Raw genomic sequence first — 24,749 nt, 5'->3', positions numbered from 1 at the left:
AAGTGCATAGACTAGGTTCTACATGGTAAAAAATCATGCGTTTTGATAGAAACCTACAAGGTTTTAAAAACCTTGCAGGTTATAAATTTTACTTTAAACTTGCCAAACTAGCCGTTAGCGTTTCAATCTTAGCCAAAGCATCAGCCTCTTTCTTTTTCTCAGAAGCGACTACTTGTTCTGGTGCACCAGCAACAAAACGCTCGTTAGATAATTTCTTTTGAACAGATTTAAGGAACCCTTCAGTGTAGTTTAATTCTTCAGTTAATTTCTTTATCTCAGCTTCAACATCAATACTACCTTCCATTGGGATAAAGTACTCATTAGATTTTACTCTGTAGGTTAAAGCACCTTCAACGGCTTCGGTTACATATTCAAAACTATCTAAATTTCCTAACTTAGAAATTACAGCATCAAATGTTGGTTTTACCTTTTCATTATTTACAACAGAAAAACCAATAGCATCTTTAAAAGCGATATTCTTTTGCTTTCTTATGTTTCTAATTCCTGAAATCACTTCCGCAGCAAATTCAAATTCAGAAATCAAAGTCTCATTAATTGGTTTTGTTTCTGGCCATTTTGAAACGATTAATGCTTCTTCTGGTAATCTCTCTGTAATCGATTGCCATATTTCTTCTGTAATAAATGGCATAAATGGATGAACCACTTTAAGAATATCTTCAAAAATTGCCATTACAGCATTATAGGTTTTTGAATCTATAGGCTGTTGGTATGCTGGTTTTACTATCTCTAATAACCATGATGCAAAATCATCATATACCAATTTATATATAGCCATTAAAGCATCTGACAATCTGTATTTACTAAAGTGATCTTCAATTTCTATTAATACTTTCTGAAACTTAGAGGCAAACCACTCAATTGCTACTGCGCTAGATTCTGGTTGCTCGATATCTGCAACTTCCCATAAATTGGTTAAGTAGAATGCAGACCATATTTTATTACCTAGGCCTTTTCCTTGCTGACAAAGGGCTTCGTCAAACATTAAATCGTTTCCCGCTGCAGAACTTAATAATAATCCTACTCTAACACCATCTGCGCTATAATCTTCAATTAATTTTAATGCATCTGGTGAATTACCAAGAGATTTAGACATTTTTCGTCTTTGTTTATCTCTCACCAAACCAGTTAAATACACATTTTCAAAAGGCCTTTCGTCCTTATATTCATAACCAGCAATAATCATACGTGCTACCCAAAAGAATAAAATGTCTGGTCCCGTAACCAAATCGTTTGTTGGATAATAGTATTTAATTTCTTCATTTTCAGGATTTCTAATACCATCAAAAACACTGATTGGCCACAACCAAGAACTAAACCATGTATCTAATGCATCCGCATCTTGTTTTAAGTCTTTAGTTGTTAGTTGTTGGTTGCCCGTTTTCTCTATTGCTAATTTTAATGCCTCTTCAATAGATTCTGCAACTACAAAATCTTCTTTTCCGTCACCATAGAAATAGGCAGGAATTTGTTGTCCCCAAAGTAACTGACGTGAGATATTCCAATCACGAATATTCTCCATCCAGTGACGATAGGTGTTTTCAAATTTCTTTGGAAATAATTTTACATCACCTGTTTTTAAAACGGCATCAATAGCAGGTTTTGCTAAATCTTCCATTTTTAAAAACCATTGGTCACTTAATCTTGGTTCTATAACTGCTTTTGTACGTTCTGAAGTTCCTACTTTATTAAGATGATTTTCAGTTTTTACTAAAACTCCTGTTTCTTCTAATGCTTTAGCGACTGCTTTTCTAGCCACAAAACGATCTAGCCCTTCAAACTGCAATCCAAAACTGTTTAAGCTTGCATCTTCATTAAAAATATCTATAACTTCTAAATTGTGTTTATCGCCTAAAACTTTATCGTTCTCATCATGTGCAGGAGTTACTTTTAAACAACCTGTACCAAATTCAACATCTACATATTCATCTTCTATAATAGGAATTGTACGTCCACAAATTGGAACAATTGCCTTCTTTCCTTTTAAGTGTGTAAAACGCTCGTCATTTGGATTGATGCAAATGGCTGTATCACCAAAAATAGTTTCTGGTCTCGTGGTTGCAATAGTTAACTTTTCATCGCTACCTTCAATTTTATACTCTAAATAATAAAGCAAACCTTGTTTTTCAACATGGATTACCTCTTCATCAGATAACGTTGTCTTGGCTTCTGGATCCCAATTTACCATTCGGTAACCTCTATAAATTAGGCCTTTGTTGTATAAATCTACAAAAACCTTAATTACTGCTTCGGACATATCGTCGTCCATAGTAAATTTGGTTCTGTCCCAATCACAAGAACAGCCTAACTTTTTAAGTTGCTCTAAAATTACGCCTCCATATTCTTCTGTCCATTCCCAAGCGTGCTCTAAAAATTCTTCTCTAGACAAATCATTTTTATCAATGCCTTGAGCCTTTAATTTAGCAACAACCTTAGCTTCCGTAGCAATAGATGCGTGATCTGTACCAGGAACCCAACATGCATTTTTACCCAATAAACGTGCACGTCTAATTAACACATCTTGAATGGTATTATTTAACATATGTCCCATGTGTAATATACCTGTAACGTTTGGTGGTGGAATTACAATGGTGTAAGGTTCTCTATCATCTGGTGTTGAATGAAAGTAGTTATGCTCCATCCAGTAGTTGTACCATTTACTTTCTGCAGATTGAGCATTATATTTTGATGGAATTTCCATGTTTGGTATCGTTTTTGTAATATGACTGACAAAAGTACTTATAATTCCTATTTCGAAAAATTATTAGTGTAAGAATATGGGTTGAAAAACCGTAAATTCTGTTAAATGGTATGCATTACATCTAATAAATTTTGATTGGAATGAAAAAGTAACTAGTTTTGAATTATCAATTTTAAAATTAAAATGATGAAAAATTTATTAGCAGTATTATTTGTAAGTGTCTTAAGTATTAGTGCTTTTGCACAAGACAAAAAAGCAAAAATAGAATTTAAGACAGATGTAATCGACTATGGAACCATTGAAAAAGGAGCTGATGGTAAAAGAACATTTGAATTTACAAACACAGGTGATGCACCGTTGGTTATAACTAATGCAAAGTCTACATGTGGTTGTACAGTTCCTAATTGGCCTAAAGAAGCTATTTTACCAGGAGAATCTGGTACTATCGTTGTAAAATATAACACTAATAGATTAAACAAAATTGCAAAAACAATTACTGTTTATTCTAATGCGGAAAGACCTACTGTTGCTCTTAGAATTAAAGGAATGGTTGTAGACCCTAATAAGGCAAGTGTTTTAGAAAAGAAAAGTAAAAGTTTGATTGAAGAATAATTAATCTTTACTCAAAAAAAATAAAAAAGAGTTCTCAGGTTGAGAGCTCTTTTTTTATGCATTTTTTTCATATTTACATTAGAAATTTCAGACCTTAGCATTTTAAAATAAAAACCTAATGCCAAAAATATCAAACAAAGGTATCAGTATGCCAGAATCACCAATTAGAAAATTGGTACCATACGCAGAAGCTGCTCATAAAAAAGGAAAAAATGTTTACTACCTAAATATTGGTCAGCCAGATATTAAAACACCGACCGTTGCTTTAAATGCTATTAAAAACACTAATATTGATATTCTAGCGTATTCTCGTTCTGAAGGCTCTGAAAGCTATAGAATAAAAATTGCTGATTATTACAAACGTAACTCTATTAATATTACTCACAACGATATCATTGTAACAACTGGCGGAAGCGAAGCTTTGTTATTTGCTTTTGGAAGTATAATGGATAAGGATGATGAAATCATAATACCAGAACCGTTTTATGCAAATTATAATGGTTTCTCAAAATCTTCTGGTGTAAATGTTGTTCCGGTTATTTCAAAAATTGAAGATAATTTTGCTTTACCTGCAATTGAAGCGTTTGAAAAATTAATTACACCAAAAACCAAAGCTATATTAATCTGTAATCCAGGAAATCCTACTGGTTACCTCTATTCTAAGGAAGAAATAAAACAATTGGCTGCTATGGTTAAGAAACACGATTTATTTTTAATCGCAGACGAAGTGTACAGAGAATTTGTTTATGACGGTATTGAGCACTACTCTATTTTACAAGAACCTGGTTTAGAAGACCACGCCATTGTAATAGACTCTGTTTCTAAACGCTACAGTATGTGTGGTGCACGTGTAGGTTATTTGGTTTCAAAAAATGAAGAATTTATAAAAACTGCACTAAAATTTGCACAAGCACGGTTGAGTCCTCCAACATTAGCCCAAATTGCTAGTGAAGCCGCTTTAGATACACCTCAAAGCTATTTTGATAATGTAAAAGAAGAGTATGTAAAACGCAGAAACATATTAATTGAAGAATTAGAAAAAATTGAAGGGGTAAAGGTAGCTAAACCTAATGGTGCTTTTTATTGCATCGCAGAATTACCAGTTAAAAATTCAGATGATTTTGCTAAATGGCTCTTAGAATCATTTGAATTTAACAATAATACTGTAATGGTTGCTCCTGCAGCTGGCTTCTACTCTACACCTGGAGTTGGATTAAATCAAATAAGAATTGCATACGTTTTAAATGAGGAAAGTTTAAAAACTTGTGTAAAAATTCTAAAAGAAGCATTAAAAGTATATAAGGACTAATGGACATTATTAAAAATGCTTCTTTAAAATCATTTAACACCTTTGGTATTGATGTCACTGCAGAAAGCTATTGTGATATTGATACAATAAAAGCACTTAAAAATGTTTTAACCGAGCATTTTAATAAGCCTTTATTTATTTTAGGTGGAGGCAGTAATATGCTACTTACCAAAAACATTGAAGCCTTAGTTCTTCATATTAATCTAAAAGGTATTGAAGTAGTTAGTGAAACCAAAAACACCGTTATTATTAAAGCCATGGCTGGCGAAAATTGGCACAATTTTGTTATTTGGTGTTTAGAACATAATTATGGCGGAATAGAAAACTTATCATTAATACCTGGCAATATAGGTACTGCTCCTATACAAAATATTGGTGCTTATGGTGTAGAACTTAAAGATGTTTTTGTAAGCTGTGAAGCCATAAATATAGAAAATCAGACTACAAGAACATTTACTAAAGAAGATTGTAATTTTGGTTATAGAGAGTCTGTTTTTAAACAAGAATTAAAAGGACAATTTATTATTACAAGTGTAAATATTGAGTTAACGAAATCTAATCATCAATTGCATACCGATTATGGTATTATATTAAATGAATTAGAAGCTAATGGCATTAAAGCCCCTACAATTCAGAATATTTCTGACGCCATAATAGCAATTAGACAAAGTAAATTACCAGACCCTAAAGAAATAGGTAATAGCGGAAGTTTTTTTAAAAATCCCATAATTAGTGCCGAAGCTTTTTCCAAATTAGAACAAAATTTCCCTGAGGTACCATCCTATAAAATTTCTGAAAATGAAATTAAAGTACCTGCTGGTTGGTTAATTGAAAAATCTGGTTTCAAAGGAAAGCGATTTAATGATTATGGTGTACATACAAAACAAGCCTTGGTATTAGTTAATTATGGTAATGCCACAGGAAAAGAAATATTTGAACTCGCGCAGTTAATTCAAAAAACCGTGAAAAGAATATTTAATATAGAGATAGAAACAGAAGTAAATATTATTTAAAACAAAAGTCCCAATTTAGATTGGGACTTTTGAATTTAGAATAATTTTGTTTGAAAATGCTATTAATCAACTTACTGTGAAGTAAAAAACCATTCTAAAACTATATTGAGAGCACCTATATATGGTGTATTTATTTATATTTACGCTCATAAATCCAATTTGGATGTCTAATATTGAAAAAAAATAAACTTTAACACTTTGAGTATAACACCAATAGAGAAAAAAATAATCAACTTGCTCCACAAAGGAGATAAGCGTGCATTAAATCTACTTTACGAAAATTACTCAAACAGTCTTTATGGTGTTATTTTAAAAATAACAATTAACGAAGAAGTTGCCCAAGACGCATTGCAAGAAACATTTATTAAAGTCTGGAAAAATGCTTCTAAATATGATGCTTCTAAAGCCAAGTTATTTACGTGGTTATTTAGAATTGCAAGAAATACAGCTATCGATAAACTAAGAAGTTTTAATAATCGTTATCATAAAGAAGTCCAAATTGATAAATCAGACGTATATATCTTACCAACATCGGATTTAAATCAAGATGTCATGGACATTAAAGAACATGTTGGGCGACTAGAAGAAAAATACCAAATAGTGCTAGATGCCTTGTTTTTTCAAGGAATGACACAACAAGAAGCTAGTGATGAACTAGAGATTCCCCTTGGTACAATTAAATCTAGATTAAAAATAGGATTACGTGAACTTAAAAAGGTTTACAGTCCTGAAAATAATTAATCATGGAACAAAAATTACATACTTTTTTAAACTCTAACCTACTCAATAAGTATTTGGTTGGAGAAACTTCTTTAGAAGAAACTAAAGAGGTAGAACATTTTATTTCAACTTATCCTGAAGCAGAACAAGCATTTGAGAAACTTCAAGATAACCTAGAAATTATTGCAAAAGCTGGGGCTGTAGATGTCCCTCATGATATCTTAGAAGATATTTTAGATTCTATAGATGACACCAATGATGCTAAAGTCATTCAGTTAGTGCAAAACAAAAAAACCTCGTGGTACAGCATTGCTGCAAGTGCTGCTGCTGTCTTGTTTGCGGTTACATCGTTTATGTTATATCAAAAAAACATGGAATTAAACAACGAAAACAATGTTGTTGTTGAAGAAATTTACGATTTACGTAGTGATATTGAAACTAATAATTCTAAGTTAGAAGAATTGTCTAGAGAATTATTAAAGCTTAATAATCCTGACGCCAAAAAATACGTAATTAATGGTAATGAACGTGCCAAAAACCTAAAAACAGTAGCATACATTAATCCAATTGAAAAAACATCGATGATTGATGTCATAACTTTACCGCAATTACCAGAAGAGCAACATTATGAAATCTGGGCAGAAATGCAAGATAAAATGGTTAACTTAGGTATACTTGATGAATCTGACCGTAAATTAAAGCAAATTCCTTACATGGAAGATGCCTTAGCATTAAGCATTAAAATAAAATCAAAAGATAATAGTATTGCAGATAACGAAGATACTGAGGTAGCTGAAATTTCATTAAAAGAAGAAAATTAGCATTTATAAATAAACTAATTAATAACAAAAGAGGCGCAATACAAATTGCGCCTCTTTTTATTTCAACAACTCAAAACATTAATCTTTAGAAAATAAAGTTTTGTGAATAAGACCTCCTACTATTGCACCAGCAATTGGAGCCACCCAAAACAACCAAACTTGAGATAAGTAAGCACCATCTGCAAATATAGCCTGACTTAATGAGCGTGCTGGATTTACAGACGTATTTGTAATAGGAATACTAATTAAGTGAATTAAAACCAAAGCTAAACCAATGGCAATACCAGCAAAACCTTTTGGTGCTTTTGGATAAGTACTCCCTAAAATTACCAAAAGAAAAAATGCCGTAAGCACAAATTCTGCTACTAAAGCAGAAACCATACTGTAACCATCTGGTGAAAGTTCGCCATAACCATTAGCAGCAAAACCACCAACCGTTTCAAAGCCTGATTTACCAGAAACAATAAGATACAAAACACCAGCTGCAGCAATTGCACCAATAACTTGGGCTAAGATATAACCAGGTAATTCTTTAACATCAAATTTTCCACCAGCCCAAAGACCAATAGATACAGCCGGATTAAAATGTGCTCCAGATACATGGCCAACTGCATACGCCATAGTTAAAACGGTAAGACCAAATGCCAAGGAAACTCCAACAAAGCCTATGCCTAAATCTGGAATACCAGCAGCAAAAATGGCACTACCACAACCACCAAATACTAGCCAAAATGTCCCAAAGAATTCTGCAAATAATTTTTTCATAATAGATTACGTTAATTAGTTAATATTAAAAGATTAATAATATTGAGACACTCTAACAGCTTGTTAAGTCACAATGAAAAATAAACAGAAATAAACCTAAAAGCATTATCTTTGCACCTAAATAAAAAAGGATAGCGAAATAATTAGTACTACACATTCTATTTAAAAATGTAAATAGTAAAATTGTTTGGTATAACACTATAAAATAGAGACATCAAAAAAAGATGAAATTATTACTACTAACATTAGGTTTATTAGCTTTAGCTGTTGCAGGTATAGCCATAAAAATTTGGGCTAAAAAAGACGGGAAATTTGCAGGCACTTGTGCTAGCCAAAACCCTATGTTAAATAAAGAAGGTGAAGCTTGTGGGTTTTGTGGTAAAACACCAGACCAATATAAAGATTGTAGCGAACCTCAACATTCTTAATCCATAAATGGCGCTTATTTCAATACTGTTCTATGCATTTATTGCAGTAGTGACTATACAGGTTATTTTCTATTCTAGTTTTTTATTGTCTTTTGCTATTAAACGAGCAGAAACAAGATTAAAAAAACAACTACCTGTTTCAGTAATTATTTGTGCAAAAAATGAAGCTGAAAACCTAAAAAAGAATCTTCCTCTGGTTTTAAATCAAGCCTATTCTAATTTTGAAATTGTATTAGTAAACGATAGCTCTAGTGATGAAACATTAGACATTATGGAAACTTTTGCTTCAAAAAACAGCAATATAAAACTTGTTGATGTAAAAAGTAATGAAACTTTTTGGGGAAACAAAAAATACGCATTAACATTAGGAATAAAGGCATCTAGTAACGATTTTTTAGTTTTTACTGATGCAGATTGTTCACCTGCTTCTAGCCAATGGCTTGCTCATATAAGTTCTCATTTTTCTAATAAAACCTCTATTGTTATAGGTTATGGAGCATACGCTAAAAAGAAATTCTCCTTTTTAAATAAAATTATTCGATTTGAAACTGTAATGACTGCTTTACAGTATTTCTCTTACGCAAAATTAAAAATACCATATATGGGAGTTGGCCGCAATATGGCTTACACAAAAGAACTGTTTTTCAATAATCGTGGGTTTAACAACCATATGAATATTAAATCTGGCGATGATGATTTATTTATCAATGAAGTCGCAAATTCATCTAATACGGCGCTATGTTTTTCTAAAGAAAGTTTTACAATTTCTGAAGCAAAAACAACCTTTGGAGCATGGTTACTTCAAAAAAGAAGACATATAAGTACTGCTAAACTTTATAAAACTAAGCATCAAATTTTATTAGGACTTTTCTATATTAGTCAATTATTATTTTGGACCCTTTCCATCTTATTACTTTCTATAGGTTTTTCTTGGCAATGGATTGTCTTACTTATTGGTCTGCGTTTTACTATACAATGGCTCTGCATAGGCTTTACGGCCAAAAAATTTGAAGAAAAAGACCTCATTCTACTTGCGCCATTTTTAGAATTATTTTTAATTACTACACAATTAAGTATCTTTATTGCTAATAAGATATCTAAGCCTATACATTGGAAGTAAAAGAAGCCATTAACAAAGCAAAAAACAAAGAACAAATTGCATTTAAATATCTGCTAGATACTTTTTGGAACGATGTTTACGCATTTCAATTAAAACGCACTTTAAACGAAAATGACGCTGAGGATATTACTATCCAAACGTTTTCTAAAGCGTTTGATAAGATTGATACTTATAAGGAAGAGTACAAGTTTAAAACCTGGCTTATTACAATTTCTAAAAACATTCATATAGACTTAGTAAGAAAGCAAAAACAAACTATTAAAAATACGTCTAAAGATGATAATGACAATTATTTTCAAATTGTTGATGATTCTCCTACACCTGAAGATAAAATTATCACCGAACAAAACTTAGCTAAACTCCTTAGAGACATAAAAAAACTAAAACCGCACTATCAGGAAGTGATTAATTTGAGATATTTTCAAGAATTAAGTTATAAGGAAATATCAGAAGAGCTTAAAGAACCTATTAATAATGTGAAGGTTAAACTACTTAGAGCTAAAAAATTATTAGCAGCAATTATTACAAAAGCGTAAAAATTATAGCTTTAAAAGAAGGATTAGGGTAAGTTTAAAAAATAAAAAAGCTTCAGTTCTTAATTAATCATACTACCGTTCTAACTATCATTTTTATTATTAACTTCGTATCTTTGCTTTGAGAAATTGAAAACCGTATGGATACTAAAGTCGCATCAAATATTTTACCAGAACGCAAGCCAAAATGGTTAAGAGTAAAATTACCGACAGGCAAAAAATATACCGAACTAAGGTCATTAGTAGACAAATACAAATTGAACACAATTTGTACATCTGGTAGTTGCCCAAATATGGGTGAATGTTGGGGAGAAGGAACGGCTACATTTATGATTTTAGGAAATATTTGCACACGTTCTTGTGGATTTTGTGGCGTTAAAACTGGTAGACCAGAAAGTGTTGATTGGGACGAACCAGAAAAAGTAGCGCGCTCAATAAAATTAATGCAAATTAAACACGCGGTTTTAACCAGCGTAGATCGTGATGACCTTAAAGATATGGGAAGTATTATGTGGGCAGAAACGGTTAAATCTGTGAGACGCATGAATCCTGAAACAACTTTAGAGACTTTAATTCCAGATTTTCAAGGAATAGAAAAACATATAGATAGAATTATAGACGTAGCACCAGAAGTGGTTTCACATAATATAGAAACTGTAAGACGCTTAACACGAGATGTTAGAATACAAGCGCAATACGATCGTAGTTTAGGTGTTTTAAAATATTTAAAATCACAAGGACAACGTAGAACAAAATCTGGCATTATGTTAGGTCTTGGAGAAGAACGCGAAGAAGTTATTCAAACACTTCATGATTTAAAAGAAAACGACGTTGATGTTGTAACAATTGGGCAGTATCTTCAACCTAGTAAAAAACATCTACCTGTTAAAAAATTTATTACTCCAGAACAATTTAAAGAATATGAAGACATTGGACTAGAATTAGGTTTTAGACATGTCGAAAGTAACGCTTTAGTAAGGTCGTCTTACAAAGCTCAAAAACATATTAATTAATGATTTCTGTTGCCATCAATGGCTTTGGAAGAATAGGTAGACGAGTATTTAGGCTTGCTTTACAAAACCCAAATATAAACGTTGTTGCTATAAATGATTTAGCAGACGCAAAAACCTTAAGTCATTTATTAAAATACGATAGTATCCATGGTATTTTAAACGCTAGCGTTTTTAATGACCAGAATAATATTATTGTTAATAATGTACCTGTACCGTTATTTAACGCCTCTCATCCAAAAGATGTAGATTGGTCACAAGTAAAACCTGATTTTGTTATTGAATCAACAGGTAAATTTAAAACAAAAGAAGAACTTCAGTTTCATATAAATAATGGCGCCAAACGCGTTATATTATCTGTACCAGCTATAGAAGACACCATAAAAACTATTGTATTAGGCGTAAATGACCAATCTTTAAAAGGAGATGAAACCATAATTTCTAACGCCTCTTGTACCACTAACAATGCAGCTCCAATGATTGCTTTAATTAAAAAACATCTTGGTATTAAACAAGCCTATATTACAACAATACATTCTTATACAACAGATCAAAGTTTGCATGATCAACCACATAAAGATTTAAGACGCGCGAGAGCTGCTGGTCAATCCATTGTACCTACAACTACTGGTGCCGCAAAGGCTCTTACAAAAATTTTCCCAGATTTATCTAATGTTATCGGTGGCTGTGGCATAAGAGTTCCGGTAGCCAATGGTTCTTTAACAGATATTACTATCAATGTAGAACAACCAACCACCATTAAAAAAGTAAATACTATTTTTAAAGATGCCGCAGAAACACACTTAAAAGGTATTTTAGAATATACGGAAGACCCAATTGTGTCAATAGATATAGTTGGAAATCCTCATTCTTGTATTTTTGATGCTCAAATGACTTCTGTTATCGGAAACATGGTTAAAATTGTAGGATGGTATGATAATGAAACAGGTTACAGTTCTAGAATTATGGATTTAATATGCAATTTGCCGATAAAATAATGGTTTTTATCGGATAAATAATTATATTTGTCCGAATTTAAACAAACTGAATGTCCCTTTTCAAATATTACATATTTGTATTTTTAGTATGTTTTTGTAGTGTTATTAGAGCACAGCAAGATAATGTTGAAGACAACGACGCGTTAACTTTAAGACTTGAAAATCACCTAGTCCAGGCGAAATTAAACAGTGATCGTGGTCAATATTATGATGCCAAAGATAACCTTGATAAAGCATTAATTATTGCCGAAAAAATGGGCGATAAAATAAACGAAGGCAAAATAAACACTAAAATTGCAAAGGTTCAGTTTTTGGTTAATAAACCAGATCAAGCCAACATATCATTACATAGAGCCATCCAGATTCAACGTGCTAATGAAGACCATACCAATCTAGCCATTACATACAATATTAAAGGTGTAATACACAGCACATTAGAAGAATATGATTACGCTTTAAAATATTTTAATAACGCAAAAAATCTTTTTGAAAAGGAAGATTTAGAACCCTATATTTCAGATGTAACACTTAACGAAGCAAAAGTTTATATCGCGCAAGAACGCTATGACGAGGCTAAATCACAGTTAGAAAAAACTATGATAATAGCCAAAAAGTATAATCAAGAAGACAAATTAAGCAGTGCTTTAATTCAAAATGCAAAAGTTTCTAGTGTATTAAACCATAATAAAACAGCGCTGTCACAAGCTAAAGAAGGTTTAGAAATAGCTAAAAAGAATAAAATTCTTGAAAATTTAAATGAAGCTCTTATAACCTTAAGTGATATTTATGAAAAAAATGGAGATTACAAAAACTCTTATGAGTACATAAAAAAACATATTCAATTATCAGATTCTATATTAAACATTAAGCGTAAAAACTTATCCCCAGGAATGTCTGGACAATATATTAGTAAATATCAAGATGCAGAAAATGCGCAACTTAAAGCACAGATAGAAGAAGTAACCGCAGAAAGTGCTTTTACACGTATTACTACAATTCTAAGTATTGCATTAATTACAATATTATCGCTGTTAACGTTATCTTTATATAAAAACAATAATATAAGATTAAACACCAACACTATGCTTCATAAAAAAAATGATGAGCTTATTGTTGCTAAAGAAAAAGCTGAGTTAGCTTCAAAAACTAAAGCTAACTTTTTATCTACAGTTACCCACGAGTTGCGTACACCATTATACGCGGTTACAGGCTTAACAAACATGCTATTAGATGAAGAACCTAAGGAGCATCAAATTCCACATTTAAAATCACTAAAATTCTCTGGTGACTACCTACTAACCTTTATTAACGACATCCTACAAATTAATAAAATTGAAGCAAATAAGGTTGAAATAGATCCAGAAAATTTCAATCTAAAAAGCAAATTAGAAAATGTAATTTCTGCACTTAGCAACTCTGCTAGCGACCAGAATACTAAAATACATTTTGAATATGAAGATGGTTTGCCAGAAACATTTATCGGCGATCAACTAAAAATATCCCAAATCTTAATTAACCTACTTGGCAATGCTATTAAATTCACAAAAGATGGAGACATCTGGGTGAGAGCGCAAAAATTAGACGAAAAAAACGGTCTATATAAAGTGCGTTTTGAAATTGAAGATAATGGTATTGGAATTACAAAAGAAAAACAAGACAATATGTTTGAGAGTTTCTCTCAAGGCTCTGTTCAAATTAATAGAAAATATGGAGGTACTGGTCTTGGTTTATCTATTGTAAAAGGTCTAATTCAAATTTTAAAAGGAAAAATCTATCTAAAGAGCGAGCTTGGCAAAGGCTCAACATTCTTTTTTGAAATTCCTTTAGAATATGATAAAAAGGCAGACAAACCAAAAGTGCAAGACGTTAAAAAAGTTAATAAGATGGATAATTTAGATTTAAGTAGTGTTAAAATTCTTATTGTAGAAGACAACAAAATCAACCAGATGATTACAAAAAAGATTCTGAATAAAATGAATCTTTACTGCGATGTTGTTGATAATGGAGAAGCTGCAGTAGAAAAAGTAAAAGAGGTAACTTATGATGTTGTATTAATGGATATACATATGCCAGGAATTAGTGGTCTAGAGGCAACAAAAATCATTAGAACTTTTGATACAGACCTAACTATTTTTGCACTTACAGCAGTTACTTTAGAAGACAAAATGCACGAGTTTGGTGAAGCTGGTTTTAACGATATTATATCTAAACCCTTTAAACAAGAAGACTTTGAAACTAAATTACACGCTGCACTATCTGGTGAGAAAATAGTTTCTAGTTATTTTAATTAACAAAACCCGTTATCAACTTATTAAATATTAATTCATTATCTATTTTAATTTCAATAGGCAAATAATATAATTTACTTCTTATCTCATCATTATTAGATAAGCGAACAAAATCCTTTTCTGTTGTTACTATCAAGGTACTTAAAGCAATAGTTTCAATATCAGATTCTTTAAAATTATAATGATCACTATACTCTAAGTGATTAAATTTTAATTCTTTTTCTTTCAAAAAATTAACTAGAGGCGTTGCATTTGCAATACCTGTCACCAAAGTAAACTCAGGTAAATCTTTTAATTCTAATTCATCAGATTCAGAAATTACTTTAGTAGCATACTCTATATAACTAAAAAATAACTGCTGATTGTTTTTTAAATTTATATTAGAAGCTATGTTTTGTTTCTCTCCTTCAGAAATATTCTTATCACATTTTGTCACAACAATAACCTCTGCACGCTTTGCTCCAGATCTTGGCTCACGCAAATTTCCAGTGGGTAACACCCAATCTTTATAATAGAGATTATTATACGCGGTTAGCATAATGTTAAAACCGGCTTTTACTTTTCTATGCTGAAAAGCATCATCTAATAATATAACTTCAGGTTGCGGATTTAATTTTCTTAATTCGTTTATTCCGTTTTGTCTGTCTGCATCTACGGCAACTAAAATGTCATTAAATTTTCTGTAAAACTGAAAAGGTTCATCTCCAATAACATCTGTATTAGCAGTTTCTTTTGCCAAAACAAACCCTTTTGATGTTCGTTTATAACCTCTGCTTAGTGTGGCAATAGACTTTTCATCTTTCAATAATTGTATTAAATATTCAATCATTGGTGTTTTCCCAGTGCCACCAGTACTTAAATTGCCCACGCAAATAACCGGAAAATCATAAGATTGAGAAGATTTTATTCCTGTTGAATATAACCAATTTCTTAACCTTGTAATTAGGTAATAAATTGGCACAATAGGAAACAATATGATGCGGATAAACTTCACGACGACTAAATTATATTATTTTTGAAACAAATATACACTTATGATTATACAAGACGTAATTAATCACTTGCACAACTTAGCACCTTTAGCTTATGCCGAAGATTTTGATAATGTTGGTTTGCTTGTTGGCGATAAAAATGAGAAAGTTTCTGGTATTCTTGTAACTTTAGATACACTTGAAGCCGTTGTAGATGAGGCAATTGACAACAATTGTAACCTTATAGTGAGCTTCCATCCTATTATTTTTTCAGGTTTAAAGAAATTAACAGGTAAAACATATGTAGAGCGAGTGGTTATAAAGGCAATTAAACACAATATTGCTATTTTCTCTATTCATACCGCTTTAGATAATGCGTTTCAAGGTGTAAATTCAATTATATGCGACCAACTAGGATTAATCAATAAAAATATATTAATTCCTCAATCTGGCACTATAAAAAAATTACAAACCTATGTACCTAAAGCTAATGCTGAAGATTTAAGAACAGCACTTTTTAATGCTGGAGCTGGTAACCTAGGCAACTATGAATCTTGTAGTTTTAATGTAGAAGGTGAAGGCACTTATTTAGGCAATGAAAATTCTAATCCTGTAATTGGAAAAAAGGGAAAATTACATACTGAAAAGGAAGTCGCAATTTCTGTAACATTTAAAAAGCATTTAGAATCTAAAGTATTAGATGGATTGTTTAAAGCACATCCTTATGAGGAAGTTGCCTATGAAATTTCTACTTTAGAAAATACCAACCAGCATATTGGTATGGGTATGGTTGCAGAACTAGAAATAGCTATGAAAACCGAAGAATGTTTAAAATACATTAAAAATAAGATGAATACAGAGTGTATTAGGTATTCTAAACCATTAAACAAACCTATTAAACGCATAGCCGTTTTAGGTGGTTCTGGTAGTTTTGCCATATCTGCAGCAAAGGCTGCAAACGCAGACCTTTTTATAACTGCAGACTTAAAGTACCATGATTTTTTTAATGCAGAAAACAACATAGTTTTAGCAGATATTGGACATTATGAAAGCGAACAGTTCACAAAATCGTTTTTAGTAGACTATCTCTCAAAAAAAATTACTAATTTTGCAATCATTTTATCAAAGACAAATACAAATCCGGTAAAGTATTTATAATTATGGCAAAAAAAGCTGAAGTTTCTGTTGAAGAGCGATTAAGAGCACTATATGATTTACAATTAATTGACTCTAGAGTAGATGAAATAAGAAATATCAGAGGTGAGCTTCCTTTAGAAGTTAGAGATTTAGAAGACGAAGTTGAAGGACTTAACTTAAGAATGGAGAAGCTTAATGATAGCTTAACCATTATTGATGACGAAATTAAAGGAAAGAAAAACTTAATTGAAGAATCAAAAACTTTAATTAAAAAATATAGTGAGCAACAAAAAAATGTTAGAAATAACAGAGAATATAACTCATTAACTAAAGAAGTTGAATTCCAAGAATTAGAAATTCAATTAGCAGAAAAGCACATTAAAGAATTTAAAGCGCAAATAGAACAGAAAAAAACAGTTATTTCTGAAACTAAAGAGCGATTAAAAGATCGTAATGCACACTTAAAACATAAGAAAGGAGAGCTTAACGAAATTTTAAAAGAAACTGAAAAAGAAGAAGAAGCGTTAATTAATAAGTCTTTAGATTTCCAAAAGAAAATTGATGACCGCTTAGTAAAAGCCTACCTTAGAATTAGAAACAACGTTAAAAATGGTTTAGCTGTTGTGGCTATTGAGCGTGGTGCTTCTGGTGGTTCTTTCTTTACTATTCCTCCACAAGTACAAGTAGAAATTGCTTCTCGCAAAAAAGTTATTACTGATGAGCATAGTGGACGTATATTAGTCGATTCTGTTTTAGCTGAAGAAGAAAAAGTAAAAATGAATAAGTTGTTTGCTAAACTTAGTAAGTAATTTTCATCTCATAATATGTTCTAAGCCTTTGCAAATGCAAAGGCTTTTTTATTTAAGATAATTTTAAAAAAATTAAGCTTAAGGATTTGTAAATTAACACGACTACATATAGAAAATCATAAACTTTAAGCCAAAATGAAAAAGTTACTATCTATTTTAACCATTATTTTATTATTCAGTTGCCATAACCAAGCACAAGTAAACCCAGAACAAGAAGCTGTAATTAATGCAGAACCTGTTGTGGTTCCGTTAGAAGACGGAAAAGCAAGAGCCTATTTTGCAAGTGGGTGTTTTTGGTGTGTAGAAGCTATTTTTGAAAGTGTAAAAGGTGTTGAAGAATCTATTTCTGGATATTCTGGTGGTTTTACTGAAAACCCAACTTATGAAGCCAGTAACACAGGTAAAACAGGACATGCAGAAGCTGTTGAGATTATTTACGATCCAGAAATTATTAGTTTTTCTGAATTAGTAGATGTTTATTTTGGCTCTCAAAACCCTACGCAAGTTAATGGACAAGGACCAGACCATGGCTCGCAATACCGTTCTATTATATTTTATCAAAACGATGAGCAAAAGAAAATAATAGAAGATAAAAAAGCGGCTTTAGCTAAAGAATTAGATGCTACAATTGCGGCAGAGGTTTATCCTTTTCTAAAATTTTGGGTTGGTGAAGATTACCACCAAAATTACGAACGCTTACACCCAAACCAAAGTTATATTAGAAATGTATCTATTCCGAGATTAAATAAGTTTAAGGCTAAGTTTCCGGAGTTACTAAAGGAAGATGAAAAGCATTAAATATAATTAAACTTAGCAGGTTTTTAACCTTGCAAGTCTATTTTTTTTGACCTGTAAGGTTTAATTTTTTATTTACTACTAATTCAAATTATGAGTACTCAGTTTTCCCTTTGGGGAATTAAAGGGGCTTCTTTTTCTTGGTCGCCTTAATTTCAAAAATCATAGGAAATAATTGTTTTTCCATTTTAAACATTCCTGATTCCGTTTTCACTAAATCCGGAAATACATCATAAGGACTTTCATCATATTCATTGAGGTATTCAATTTGTAATCCTGCTTCAATTAGGGAATTTACAACTTCGCTTAATCCATGATTCCAGCCATATTCTTTACTTACCATTTTTGAATTATGATTCGCATAAGTACCTTCATATTCCTCATATATTACCTCATCTTGGCTATAATGGTATTTCATCTTTGGTTTACCATCTACATAATCAAACATCCAAGCAATAGGATGAAACTCTACGATATAAAAAGTACCACCTACTTTCAATCTCTCAGAAATCATTTTTGCCCAAGGCTTTAAATCTGGCAACCAACCAATGGTTCCGTAACTTGTAATTACAATATCAAAAGATTCTGTAATATGCTGTGAAGTATCTAAAACGTTACAACAAACAAACTTAGCATCTAAATTTAATTCTTCATTTAATTGCTTTGCTAATTTTACACCTTCATCACTTATATCTACACCAACACACGTTGCTCCCATTCTACTCCAGCTTAATGTATCTTGACCAAAATGACACTGTAAATGTAATAAGGACTTCCCTTTAACATTACCAAGAGCTTTAAGTTCGTATGGCATTAAGGACGATTTTCCTTTTTTAAAAGCCTCCAAATTATACATTTCACTCTGTGCATGTATCGCTACTTTTTTATTCCAGGTATCTTTATTCACTTCAAAATAATTAGAATTCTCTTTCATGGTTGGTTAATTTTGTTTGTAATTTAAAACAACTTTTTAATATGAAGACATTTTGTGTAAGTCTAATTAGTCTATTTCTAATTGTTTCTTGTAAATCAGAAAAATCTGAAACATTAATTGCTCCGAACATAAGAGAACAATCTATTTCGGAAAAAATAGCCAATGCGCATGGTTTTGAAAACTGGAAAAATGTATCTGAAGTAAAATTCACTTTTCAAGTCGATAGAGACACTCTTAAAGGCAACGGAAGGTCTTGGACTTGGTTTCCTAAAAAAGACAAAGTTATTCTTAAAGCAAAATATGGCAAAATAGAATATATGAGACATGAAAGAGATAGTACACACACATCAACAGACCAAGGATTTATTAACGACAAATATTGGTTATTAGTTCCTTTTCAGTTGGTTTGGGACAAAACTGCAACAATTTCAAATCCCGTTTTTACTCATGCTCCAATTAGCAATAAACAATTAAATATGTTAACCATAACGTATCCTAATGAAGGCGGTTATACACCTGGTGATGCTTATGACATATATTACGACAATGACTTTATTATTAGAGAATGGGTTTTTAGAAAAGGAAACTCTAAAGAACCAACGTTGACTACCACTTTTGAAAACTATAAAACTTATAACGGCATAAAAATAGCCACAGACCATAAAATGGCAGATGGTAACTGGAATTTAAATTTTACAGATGTCAGTATTACTTTGGTAAACTAGCAGTATGGCATTACTTTTGCAATCTATAATGTAAGGTTCACGTAAAGAGTTTTAACTTAAAACGTATAGCTTACATTTTCCGCCTTTTGGCGTCTATATATATTAAAGCACTTTTATTTATAATAGAAGTGCTTTTTCTTTTTTAACAAGCTTTGATTATATAACTTAAACTTTCAAATCTGTATTAATACTAAACATAAATGTAGAGCCTTCGCCTTCTTCACTAACTAAAGATAAACTACCGCCAAGCAATTCTGCATAAGCTTTTGCTATAGATAAGCCAATACCAGAACCATGTAATGCATTTTTATTACTAACATCTACCTGATAAAAAGGATTAAAAATAGTGTCTTTTTTATCATCTGGCACACCAATACCTGTATCTTCTATAGACACATTTAACGTTGAATTATATATTGAAGCTCTTAATACAATTCGATCACCCTCTGATGTAAATTTTATAGCATTTTCTATTAATTTCTTTAATAATACGATCAACTTAGCTTCATCCGCTGTTATTGTAGACTTATCTCTTAAAATATTATCTTCAAAAATAAACAGCACACCTTTTAACTGAGTCTCTGGCAAATACTGATTATATATTACAGAAATAGTATCGACAACATTAAATGTTGTAATATTTAACTTCATAATACCTGTTTCTATTTCAGAAATATTAATTATTCCTGAAATAACATCAAGGAGTTTAAAACCATTTTCTTCTATTACATCCACAAATTCTTTAAAATCTGAATCGTTTTGAGCTTCATAATCTTTTAAGAGTTCAGCAGAGCCCAAAATACCATACATCGGTGTTCTAATCTCATGACTAATATTGCTTAAAAAAGCAGATTTCAACTGGTCTGACTGCTCCGCTCTTTCCTTTGCTATTAGTACATTTTTATGTTTTTCAACAAGTTCTTTTTGCAACTGATTTTCTTTTAAAAGTGCGTTATGCAAGTGGTCTATTAAAAACGAAACCGAAAAAACAGTTGCCAAAATAAATAAGATGTTATTTACAAATACAATTAATAAAACGTTAAATAATTCATCTTTAAATACGGCAAATTCAAAAATTTTAAAATAATGAAAGACAAGAATAAGGCTATAGCAAATACTAGACACCAATACTATTTTCATACCCGCTTTCTTACCACTATAAAGCGTAACTAAAATACAAACCATAAACAGCAAAAGTCCACTACTACTTTTTAAACCAATATATGTTGTTAAGGCAAATGCCAGCATAAACAAGGTTGCAGAAAATAGAACTTTCTTGGTTTTTATACTTAGTTTATTATTAAAAAACAGAAAACATATTATAGAAATCGCAGCAGTATCAATATAAAAAACAAACCATTTTCCTAAAATTATAGCAGTTATGGCACTAGGAATATAAGAAAACACGCCTAATGGCATGATTAAAACTAATATAGAAACAAACAATTTATTTCTAAAATAAGACAATTCATCTTGCCCTTTCTCTTTAGAAAAGTGACTATAATTTATATACCATTGATGATATGAAGACCAAAGTTTTTCCCACATAAATAATTTTACCGCTTGATTGATTATTTTAAATCTAATCAGAAAATATCAATTATACTAGATATTTCTTGTGAATTAACGTATAAAATGAAGGCCTAAATCCATTATTAAAATCTCATTTAATTATAGTATTTTTGTTACAATCCGTAAAACCTTTCAAATTGTCCAACTACAAATCTGGTCTTAATTACGCAAAACAACAAGACGAATTAGACGAATTATCAAGCTATAGAAATCAGTTTCACATCCCAAAAGACAAGGATGGAAACGACCTTATTTACCTCTGTGGCAACTCACTTGGTCTACAACCAAAAGTTACAAAAGACTATATCAATCAAGAATTAGAAGATTGGGCAAACCTTGGTGTAGAAGGCCATACAGACGCTAAAAACCCATGGTTACCATACCACGAATTTCTAACCGAAGCCACAGCTAAATTAGTGGGTGCTAAACCCATTGAGGTGGTTACCATGAATTCTTTGACGGCGAATCTGCATTTTATGATGGCGTCGTTTTATCAACCAACCAAAGAACGCTATAAAATTCTTATTGAAAGTGATGCCTTTCCTTCAGATAAATATGCAGTAGAATCTCAATTACGTCATCATGGTTACGATGATAAAGAAGGATTAATTCTTTGGAAACCAAGAAAAGGCGAAGAATTATTGCGCTATGAAGATTTGGAAGACATTCTTGAAGCTCAGGGTAATGAGATAGCCTTAATTATGATTGGTGGTGTTAATTATTACACAGGGCAATTTTTCGATTTTAAACGCATCACAAAACTTGGTCACAGTTATGGTTGCAAAGTCGGTTTTGATTGTGCTCATGGTACCGGAAACGTTGACTTAGACTTACATAATTCTGGAGCAGATTTTGCCGTTTGGTGTACTTATAAATACTTAAATTCAGGACCAGGAAGTTTATCGGGTTGTTTTGTTCATGAGCGCCACGCTTATGATAAAGACCTTAATCGTTTTACAGGTTGGTGGAGCCATAATAAAAACACACGTTTTAATATGCGACATGAGTTTGATGTGTTACCAGGAGCCGAAGGTTGGCAACTCAGTAATCCACCTATTTTATCCATGGCAGCTATAAAAGCTTCTTTAGATATTTTTCATGAGGTCGGATTTGATAAAATCCTTAAAAAATCGAAAAAATTAACTGGTTATTTTGAATTTCTATTGAAAGACTTAGGCGAAGATACCATAAGAATTATCACACCAGAAAACCCTGAAGAACGCGGTTGTCAATTATCTATTCAAGTGTTGAATGCAGATAAATCATTACACGATAAATTAACAGCAGCCGGAGTGATTAGCGATTGGCGCGAGCCTGATGTGATACGATGTGCACCAGTACCATTATACAATTCATTTGAAGATGTGTATTTAATGGTGGAGAAATTAAAGCCCATCCTAACCTTCCCAAAGGGAAGGAACTAATTACTAAAAAAAAAACATGGCTAAAACTACAAAACTCAGCAACAGTAAAAAAGTCTTCCCTTTTGGGGAAGATTTAGAAGGGGCTGCCCAAAACATACTTATCATTGGAGCAGGACTTTGCGGAAGCCTTTTAGCACTAAGACTAGGACAACGTGGCTACAATGTATCCGTTTACGAAATGCGTCCAGACCTTAGAACCACAGACATTTCTGCAGGTCGCTCAATTAACTTAGCATTTTCTGACCGCGGAAACAAAGCCATGAAACTCGTAGGCTTAGAAGATAAAGTGCAAGAATTATGTATTCCTATGCATGGAAGAATGATTCATGATAAAGAAGGAAAGACTTTCATGTCTAATTACAGCGGAAGGGATTACGAATACATCAACTCAATTTCTAGAGGCGATTTAAACGCATTACTTCTCAATGAAGCCGAAAAACATGATAACGTTACCATTCATTTCAATAAAAAATGTAAGTCTGTAGATTTTGAAAAAACCACGGCTTTATTTCAAGATTATAACTCTAAAGACGAATTTGTAGAAGATGCCGATTGCATCATAGCAACCGATGGTGCAGGTTCTGCCTTGCGAAAAAGTTATTATTTAGGAAAGAAATTTTTATTCAGTTTTTCGCAAGAGTATTTGAGTCATGGTTATAAAGAACTAAGCTTTTTACCAACCGAAACTGGCGATTACAAAACCTTTAAGAACGCTTTACACATATGGCCTAGAAGTAGCTTTATGCTTATAGCGTTGCCAAATTTAGACGGAAGTTTTACCGTCACTTTATTTTTAAGTTACAGCGAAGGCAGATATAATTTCAATAATTTAACCACGCCAGAAGCTGTAACAGAATTCTTTCAAAACGAGTTTCCAGATGCCTTAGAAATTATGCCGAATTTAGTTGATGATTTTTTTGAAAACCCAACAGCTGCTTTAGGCACGGTAAAATGCTCGCCATGGCATTATAAAGGAAATACATTATTAATGGGAGATTCCGCGCATGCCATTGTACCATTTTATGGTCAAGGTATGAATGCTTCTTTTGAAGACGTCGTAGAATTTGATAAAGTCCTAGACCAAAATTTAGAAAATTGGGAAGCAATATTTAAAACTTACGAGAAAAATCGCAAGAAAGATACCGATGCTATTGCCGATTTAGCCATTGACAATTTCCACGAAATGAAAGGTCATGTGGCCAACCCAATATTTCAAGAAAAACGAAAAATTGAAATGGCATTAGAAAAAGAATTTCAGAATGCGTATTCATCAAAATACAGTTTAGTTACCTTTAATGAAAACATAGGTTACCGACAAGCCATGTTAAAAGGACGCGCACAAGACAAAGCGATTTTAAACCTATTAACCGATAAAATTATATCATTAGAAGACGATTTAAAAGAGATTCTAGACAAAGTAAATGCAGAAACTGAAGCTATTTTAGAAGATGATAGGATTGCTGGGTTATAAGCCTACCCTAACCCTTCCAAAGGAAGGGAAACAAATGGGCTTAAAAAATAAAATAATATAAAAACTCTTTTTCGCCCGAGTAAGAGTTCCTTCCCAATGGGAAGGCTAGGATGGGCTTTTTATTGATATGAGTGAAGTAACACCAAGAGGAGCATATCCACACGTTAAACAAGTAGGCGATTTCATTTTCGTCTCAGGTACAAGTTCGCGTCGACCAGACAACACTATTGCAGGTGTAGACATCATTGACGAGATGGGAACAAAACGTCTAAACGCCTACACACAAACGCAAGAAGTTTTAAAAAACATAGAAAAAAACTTAGCAAAAGTTGGCGCAAGCCTTAAAGATGTGGTTGACGTTACGTCATTTTTAGTGAATATGAATGACTTTGCCGATTACAACAAAGCTTACGCAGAATTCTTTGAAAAAGAAACAGGACCAACCAGAACAACCGTTGCGGTACATCAATTACCGCATCCAGATTTAGTAGTTGAAATAAAGGTTATGGCTTATAAACCAAAATAAAGAATCATCTCTGTCGTTCCGACAGAGCGCAGCGACGAGGAATCACATC

23 protein-coding genes are annotated in these 24,749 nt (G+C 32.0%); 18 read left to right on the top strand and 5 right to left on the bottom strand.

Annotated features, from left to right (window positions below; genetic code table 11):
- Positions 1 to 88 precede the first annotated feature (88 nt).
- On the bottom strand, positions 89 to 2,719 hold the full coding sequence (locus GN138_RS05950) for a valine--tRNA ligase (protein ID WP_157362878.1): 2,631 nt from the start codon (positions 2,717 to 2,719) through the stop codon (positions 89 to 91).
- 186 nt (positions 2,720 to 2,905) lie between these two features.
- Between GN138_RS05950 and GN138_RS05945 the strand changes: the two genes are divergently transcribed.
- The 5 genes from GN138_RS05945 to GN138_RS05925 all read left to right on the top strand — a co-directional run bounded on the left by GN138_RS05945 (position 2,906) and on the right by GN138_RS05925 (position 7,194).
- Complete coding sequence (locus tag GN138_RS05945) at positions 2,906 to 3,331, top strand: DUF1573 domain-containing protein (protein ID WP_157362877.1); 426 nt, start codon at positions 2,906 to 2,908, stop codon at positions 3,329 to 3,331.
- A 118-nt stretch (positions 3,332 to 3,449) separates the two neighbouring features.
- Positions 3,450 to 4,640 (top strand): pyridoxal phosphate-dependent aminotransferase, encoded by a 1,191-nt coding sequence (locus GN138_RS05940; protein ID WP_157362876.1) that lies wholly within the window; start codon positions 3,450 to 3,452, stop codon positions 4,638 to 4,640.
- On the top strand, positions 4,640 to 5,653 hold the full coding sequence (gene murB, locus GN138_RS05935) for a UDP-N-acetylmuramate dehydrogenase (RefSeq protein ID WP_157362875.1): 1,014 nt from the start codon (positions 4,640 to 4,642) through the stop codon (positions 5,651 to 5,653). The genes GN138_RS05940 and murB overlap by 1 nt, the downstream gene beginning before the upstream one ends.
- Positions 5,654 to 5,887: 234 nt before the next feature.
- The gene (locus GN138_RS05930) at positions 5,888 to 6,394 is read left to right on the top strand and encodes an RNA polymerase sigma factor (RefSeq protein ID WP_394366116.1); all 507 of its coding nucleotides are present in this window, start codon (positions 5,888 to 5,890) and stop codon (positions 6,392 to 6,394) included.
- A gap of 2 nt (positions 6,395 to 6,396) precedes the next feature.
- Entirely contained in the window at positions 6,397 to 7,194 is a 798-nt protein-coding gene (locus GN138_RS05925; protein WP_157362873.1) for an anti-sigma factor, read from the top strand.
- A 78-nt stretch (positions 7,195 to 7,272) separates the two neighbouring features.
- Here GN138_RS05925 and aqpZ read toward each other — a convergent pair whose 3' ends face one another.
- On the bottom strand, positions 7,273 to 7,959 hold the full coding sequence (aqpZ, locus tag GN138_RS05920; RefSeq protein ID WP_157362872.1) for an aquaporin Z: 687 nt from the start codon (positions 7,957 to 7,959) through the stop codon (positions 7,273 to 7,275).
- Positions 7,960 to 8,183: 224 nt separating this feature from the next.
- Between aqpZ and GN138_RS05915 the strand changes: the two genes are divergently transcribed.
- The 6 genes from GN138_RS05915 (at position 8,184) to GN138_RS05890 (ending at position 14,339) form a co-directional block, all read left to right on the top strand.
- On the top strand, positions 8,184 to 8,387 hold the full coding sequence (locus tag GN138_RS05915) for a membrane or secreted protein (protein ID WP_157362871.1): 204 nt from the start codon (positions 8,184 to 8,186) through the stop codon (positions 8,385 to 8,387).
- Between the two features lie 7 nt (positions 8,388 to 8,394).
- Positions 8,395 to 9,507 carry a glycosyltransferase gene (locus tag GN138_RS05910; protein ID WP_157362870.1) on the top strand — a complete coding sequence of 371 codons (1,113 nt, stop codon included), beginning with the start codon at positions 8,395 to 8,397 and terminating at the stop codon, positions 9,505 to 9,507.
- A complete protein-coding gene (locus GN138_RS05905; protein ID WP_157362869.1) occupies positions 9,498 to 10,043 on the top strand; it encodes an RNA polymerase sigma factor in 546 nt (181 codons plus the stop codon). The genes GN138_RS05910 and GN138_RS05905 overlap by 10 nt, the downstream gene beginning before the upstream one ends.
- Positions 10,044 to 10,180: 137 nt before the next feature.
- A complete protein-coding gene (lipA, locus tag GN138_RS05900; RefSeq protein WP_157362868.1) occupies positions 10,181 to 11,053 on the top strand; it encodes a lipoyl synthase in 873 nt (290 codons plus the stop codon).
- A complete protein-coding gene (gene gap, locus GN138_RS05895) occupies positions 11,053 to 12,048 on the top strand; it encodes a type I glyceraldehyde-3-phosphate dehydrogenase (RefSeq protein WP_157362867.1) in 996 nt (331 codons plus the stop codon). Before lipA ends, gap begins: the two co-directional genes overlap by 1 nt.
- A gap of 50 nt (positions 12,049 to 12,098) precedes the next feature.
- Entirely contained in the window at positions 12,099 to 14,339 is a 2,241-nt protein-coding gene (locus tag GN138_RS05890) for an ATP-binding protein (RefSeq protein WP_157362866.1), read from the top strand.
- Here the strand turns inward: GN138_RS05890 and lpxK are convergent.
- Positions 14,332 to 15,330: a tetraacyldisaccharide 4'-kinase gene (gene lpxK, locus GN138_RS05885; protein ID WP_317162709.1), complete on the bottom strand. Its 999-nt coding sequence runs from the start codon at positions 15,328 to 15,330 to the stop codon at positions 14,332 to 14,334. The two genes, GN138_RS05890 and lpxK, sit on opposite strands and share 8 nt — an antisense overlap.
- A 40-nt stretch (positions 15,331 to 15,370) precedes the next feature.
- On the opposite strand from lpxK, the gene GN138_RS05880 reads away from it, so the two are divergent.
- The 3 genes from GN138_RS05880 to msrA all read left to right on the top strand — a co-directional run bounded on the left by GN138_RS05880 (position 15,371) and on the right by msrA (position 18,051).
- On the top strand, positions 15,371 to 16,465 hold the full coding sequence (locus GN138_RS05880) for a Nif3-like dinuclear metal center hexameric protein (protein ID WP_157362865.1): 1,095 nt from the start codon (positions 15,371 to 15,373) through the stop codon (positions 16,463 to 16,465).
- A gap of 2 nt (positions 16,466 to 16,467) precedes the next feature.
- Complete coding sequence (locus GN138_RS05875) at positions 16,468 to 17,253, top strand: zinc ribbon domain-containing protein (protein ID WP_157362864.1); 786 nt, start codon at positions 16,468 to 16,470, stop codon at positions 17,251 to 17,253.
- 135 nt (positions 17,254 to 17,388) lie between these two features.
- Positions 17,389 to 18,051, top strand: a complete 663-nt coding sequence (gene msrA, locus GN138_RS05870) for a peptide-methionine (S)-S-oxide reductase MsrA (RefSeq protein ID WP_157362863.1) — start codon at positions 17,389 to 17,391, stop codon at positions 18,049 to 18,051.
- A gap of 118 nt (positions 18,052 to 18,169) precedes the next feature.
- Here the strand turns inward: msrA and GN138_RS05865 are convergent, their stop codons facing one another.
- Positions 18,170 to 18,982 (bottom strand): class I SAM-dependent methyltransferase, encoded by an 813-nt coding sequence (locus tag GN138_RS05865; RefSeq protein ID WP_157362862.1) that lies wholly within the window; start codon positions 18,980 to 18,982, stop codon positions 18,170 to 18,172.
- A 41-nt stretch (positions 18,983 to 19,023) separates the two neighbouring features.
- Here GN138_RS05865 and GN138_RS05860 point away from each other — a divergent pair, with 41 nt between their 5' ends.
- The gene (locus tag GN138_RS05860) at positions 19,024 to 19,707 is read left to right on the top strand and encodes a hypothetical protein (RefSeq protein ID WP_157362861.1); all 684 of its coding nucleotides are present in this window, start codon (positions 19,024 to 19,026) and stop codon (positions 19,705 to 19,707) included.
- 165 nt (positions 19,708 to 19,872) lie between these two features.
- Here GN138_RS05860 and GN138_RS05855 read toward each other — a convergent pair whose 3' ends face one another.
- Positions 19,873 to 21,255: a sensor histidine kinase gene (locus GN138_RS05855; protein ID WP_157362860.1), complete on the bottom strand. Its 1,383-nt coding sequence runs from the start codon at positions 21,253 to 21,255 to the stop codon at positions 19,873 to 19,875.
- A gap of 161 nt (positions 21,256 to 21,416) precedes the next feature.
- On the opposite strand from GN138_RS05855, the gene kynU reads away from it, so the two are divergent.
- The 3 genes from kynU (at position 21,417) to GN138_RS05840 (ending at position 24,700) form a co-directional block, all read left to right on the top strand.
- A complete protein-coding gene (kynU, locus tag GN138_RS05850; protein WP_157362859.1) occupies positions 21,417 to 22,703 on the top strand; it encodes a kynureninase in 1,287 nt (428 codons plus the stop codon).
- 16 nt (positions 22,704 to 22,719) lie between these two features.
- Positions 22,720 to 24,174, top strand: a complete 1,455-nt coding sequence (locus GN138_RS05845) for an FAD-dependent oxidoreductase (protein ID WP_157362858.1) — start codon at positions 22,720 to 22,722, stop codon at positions 24,172 to 24,174.
- Positions 24,175 to 24,301: 127 nt separating this feature from the next.
- Positions 24,302 to 24,700 (top strand): RidA family protein, encoded by a 399-nt coding sequence (locus tag GN138_RS05840; protein ID WP_157362857.1) that lies wholly within the window; start codon positions 24,302 to 24,304, stop codon positions 24,698 to 24,700.
- Positions 24,701 to 24,749: the final 49 nt, after the last annotated feature.

The sequence above is a fragment of the Winogradskyella endarachnes genome, from assembly GCF_009741275.1.
GTDB lineage: Bacteria > Bacteroidota > Bacteroidia > Flavobacteriales > Flavobacteriaceae > Winogradskyella > Winogradskyella endarachnes.
The sequence above is the reverse complement of the archived record's forward strand: the minus strand, read 5'-3'. Positions and strand labels throughout refer to the sequence as shown.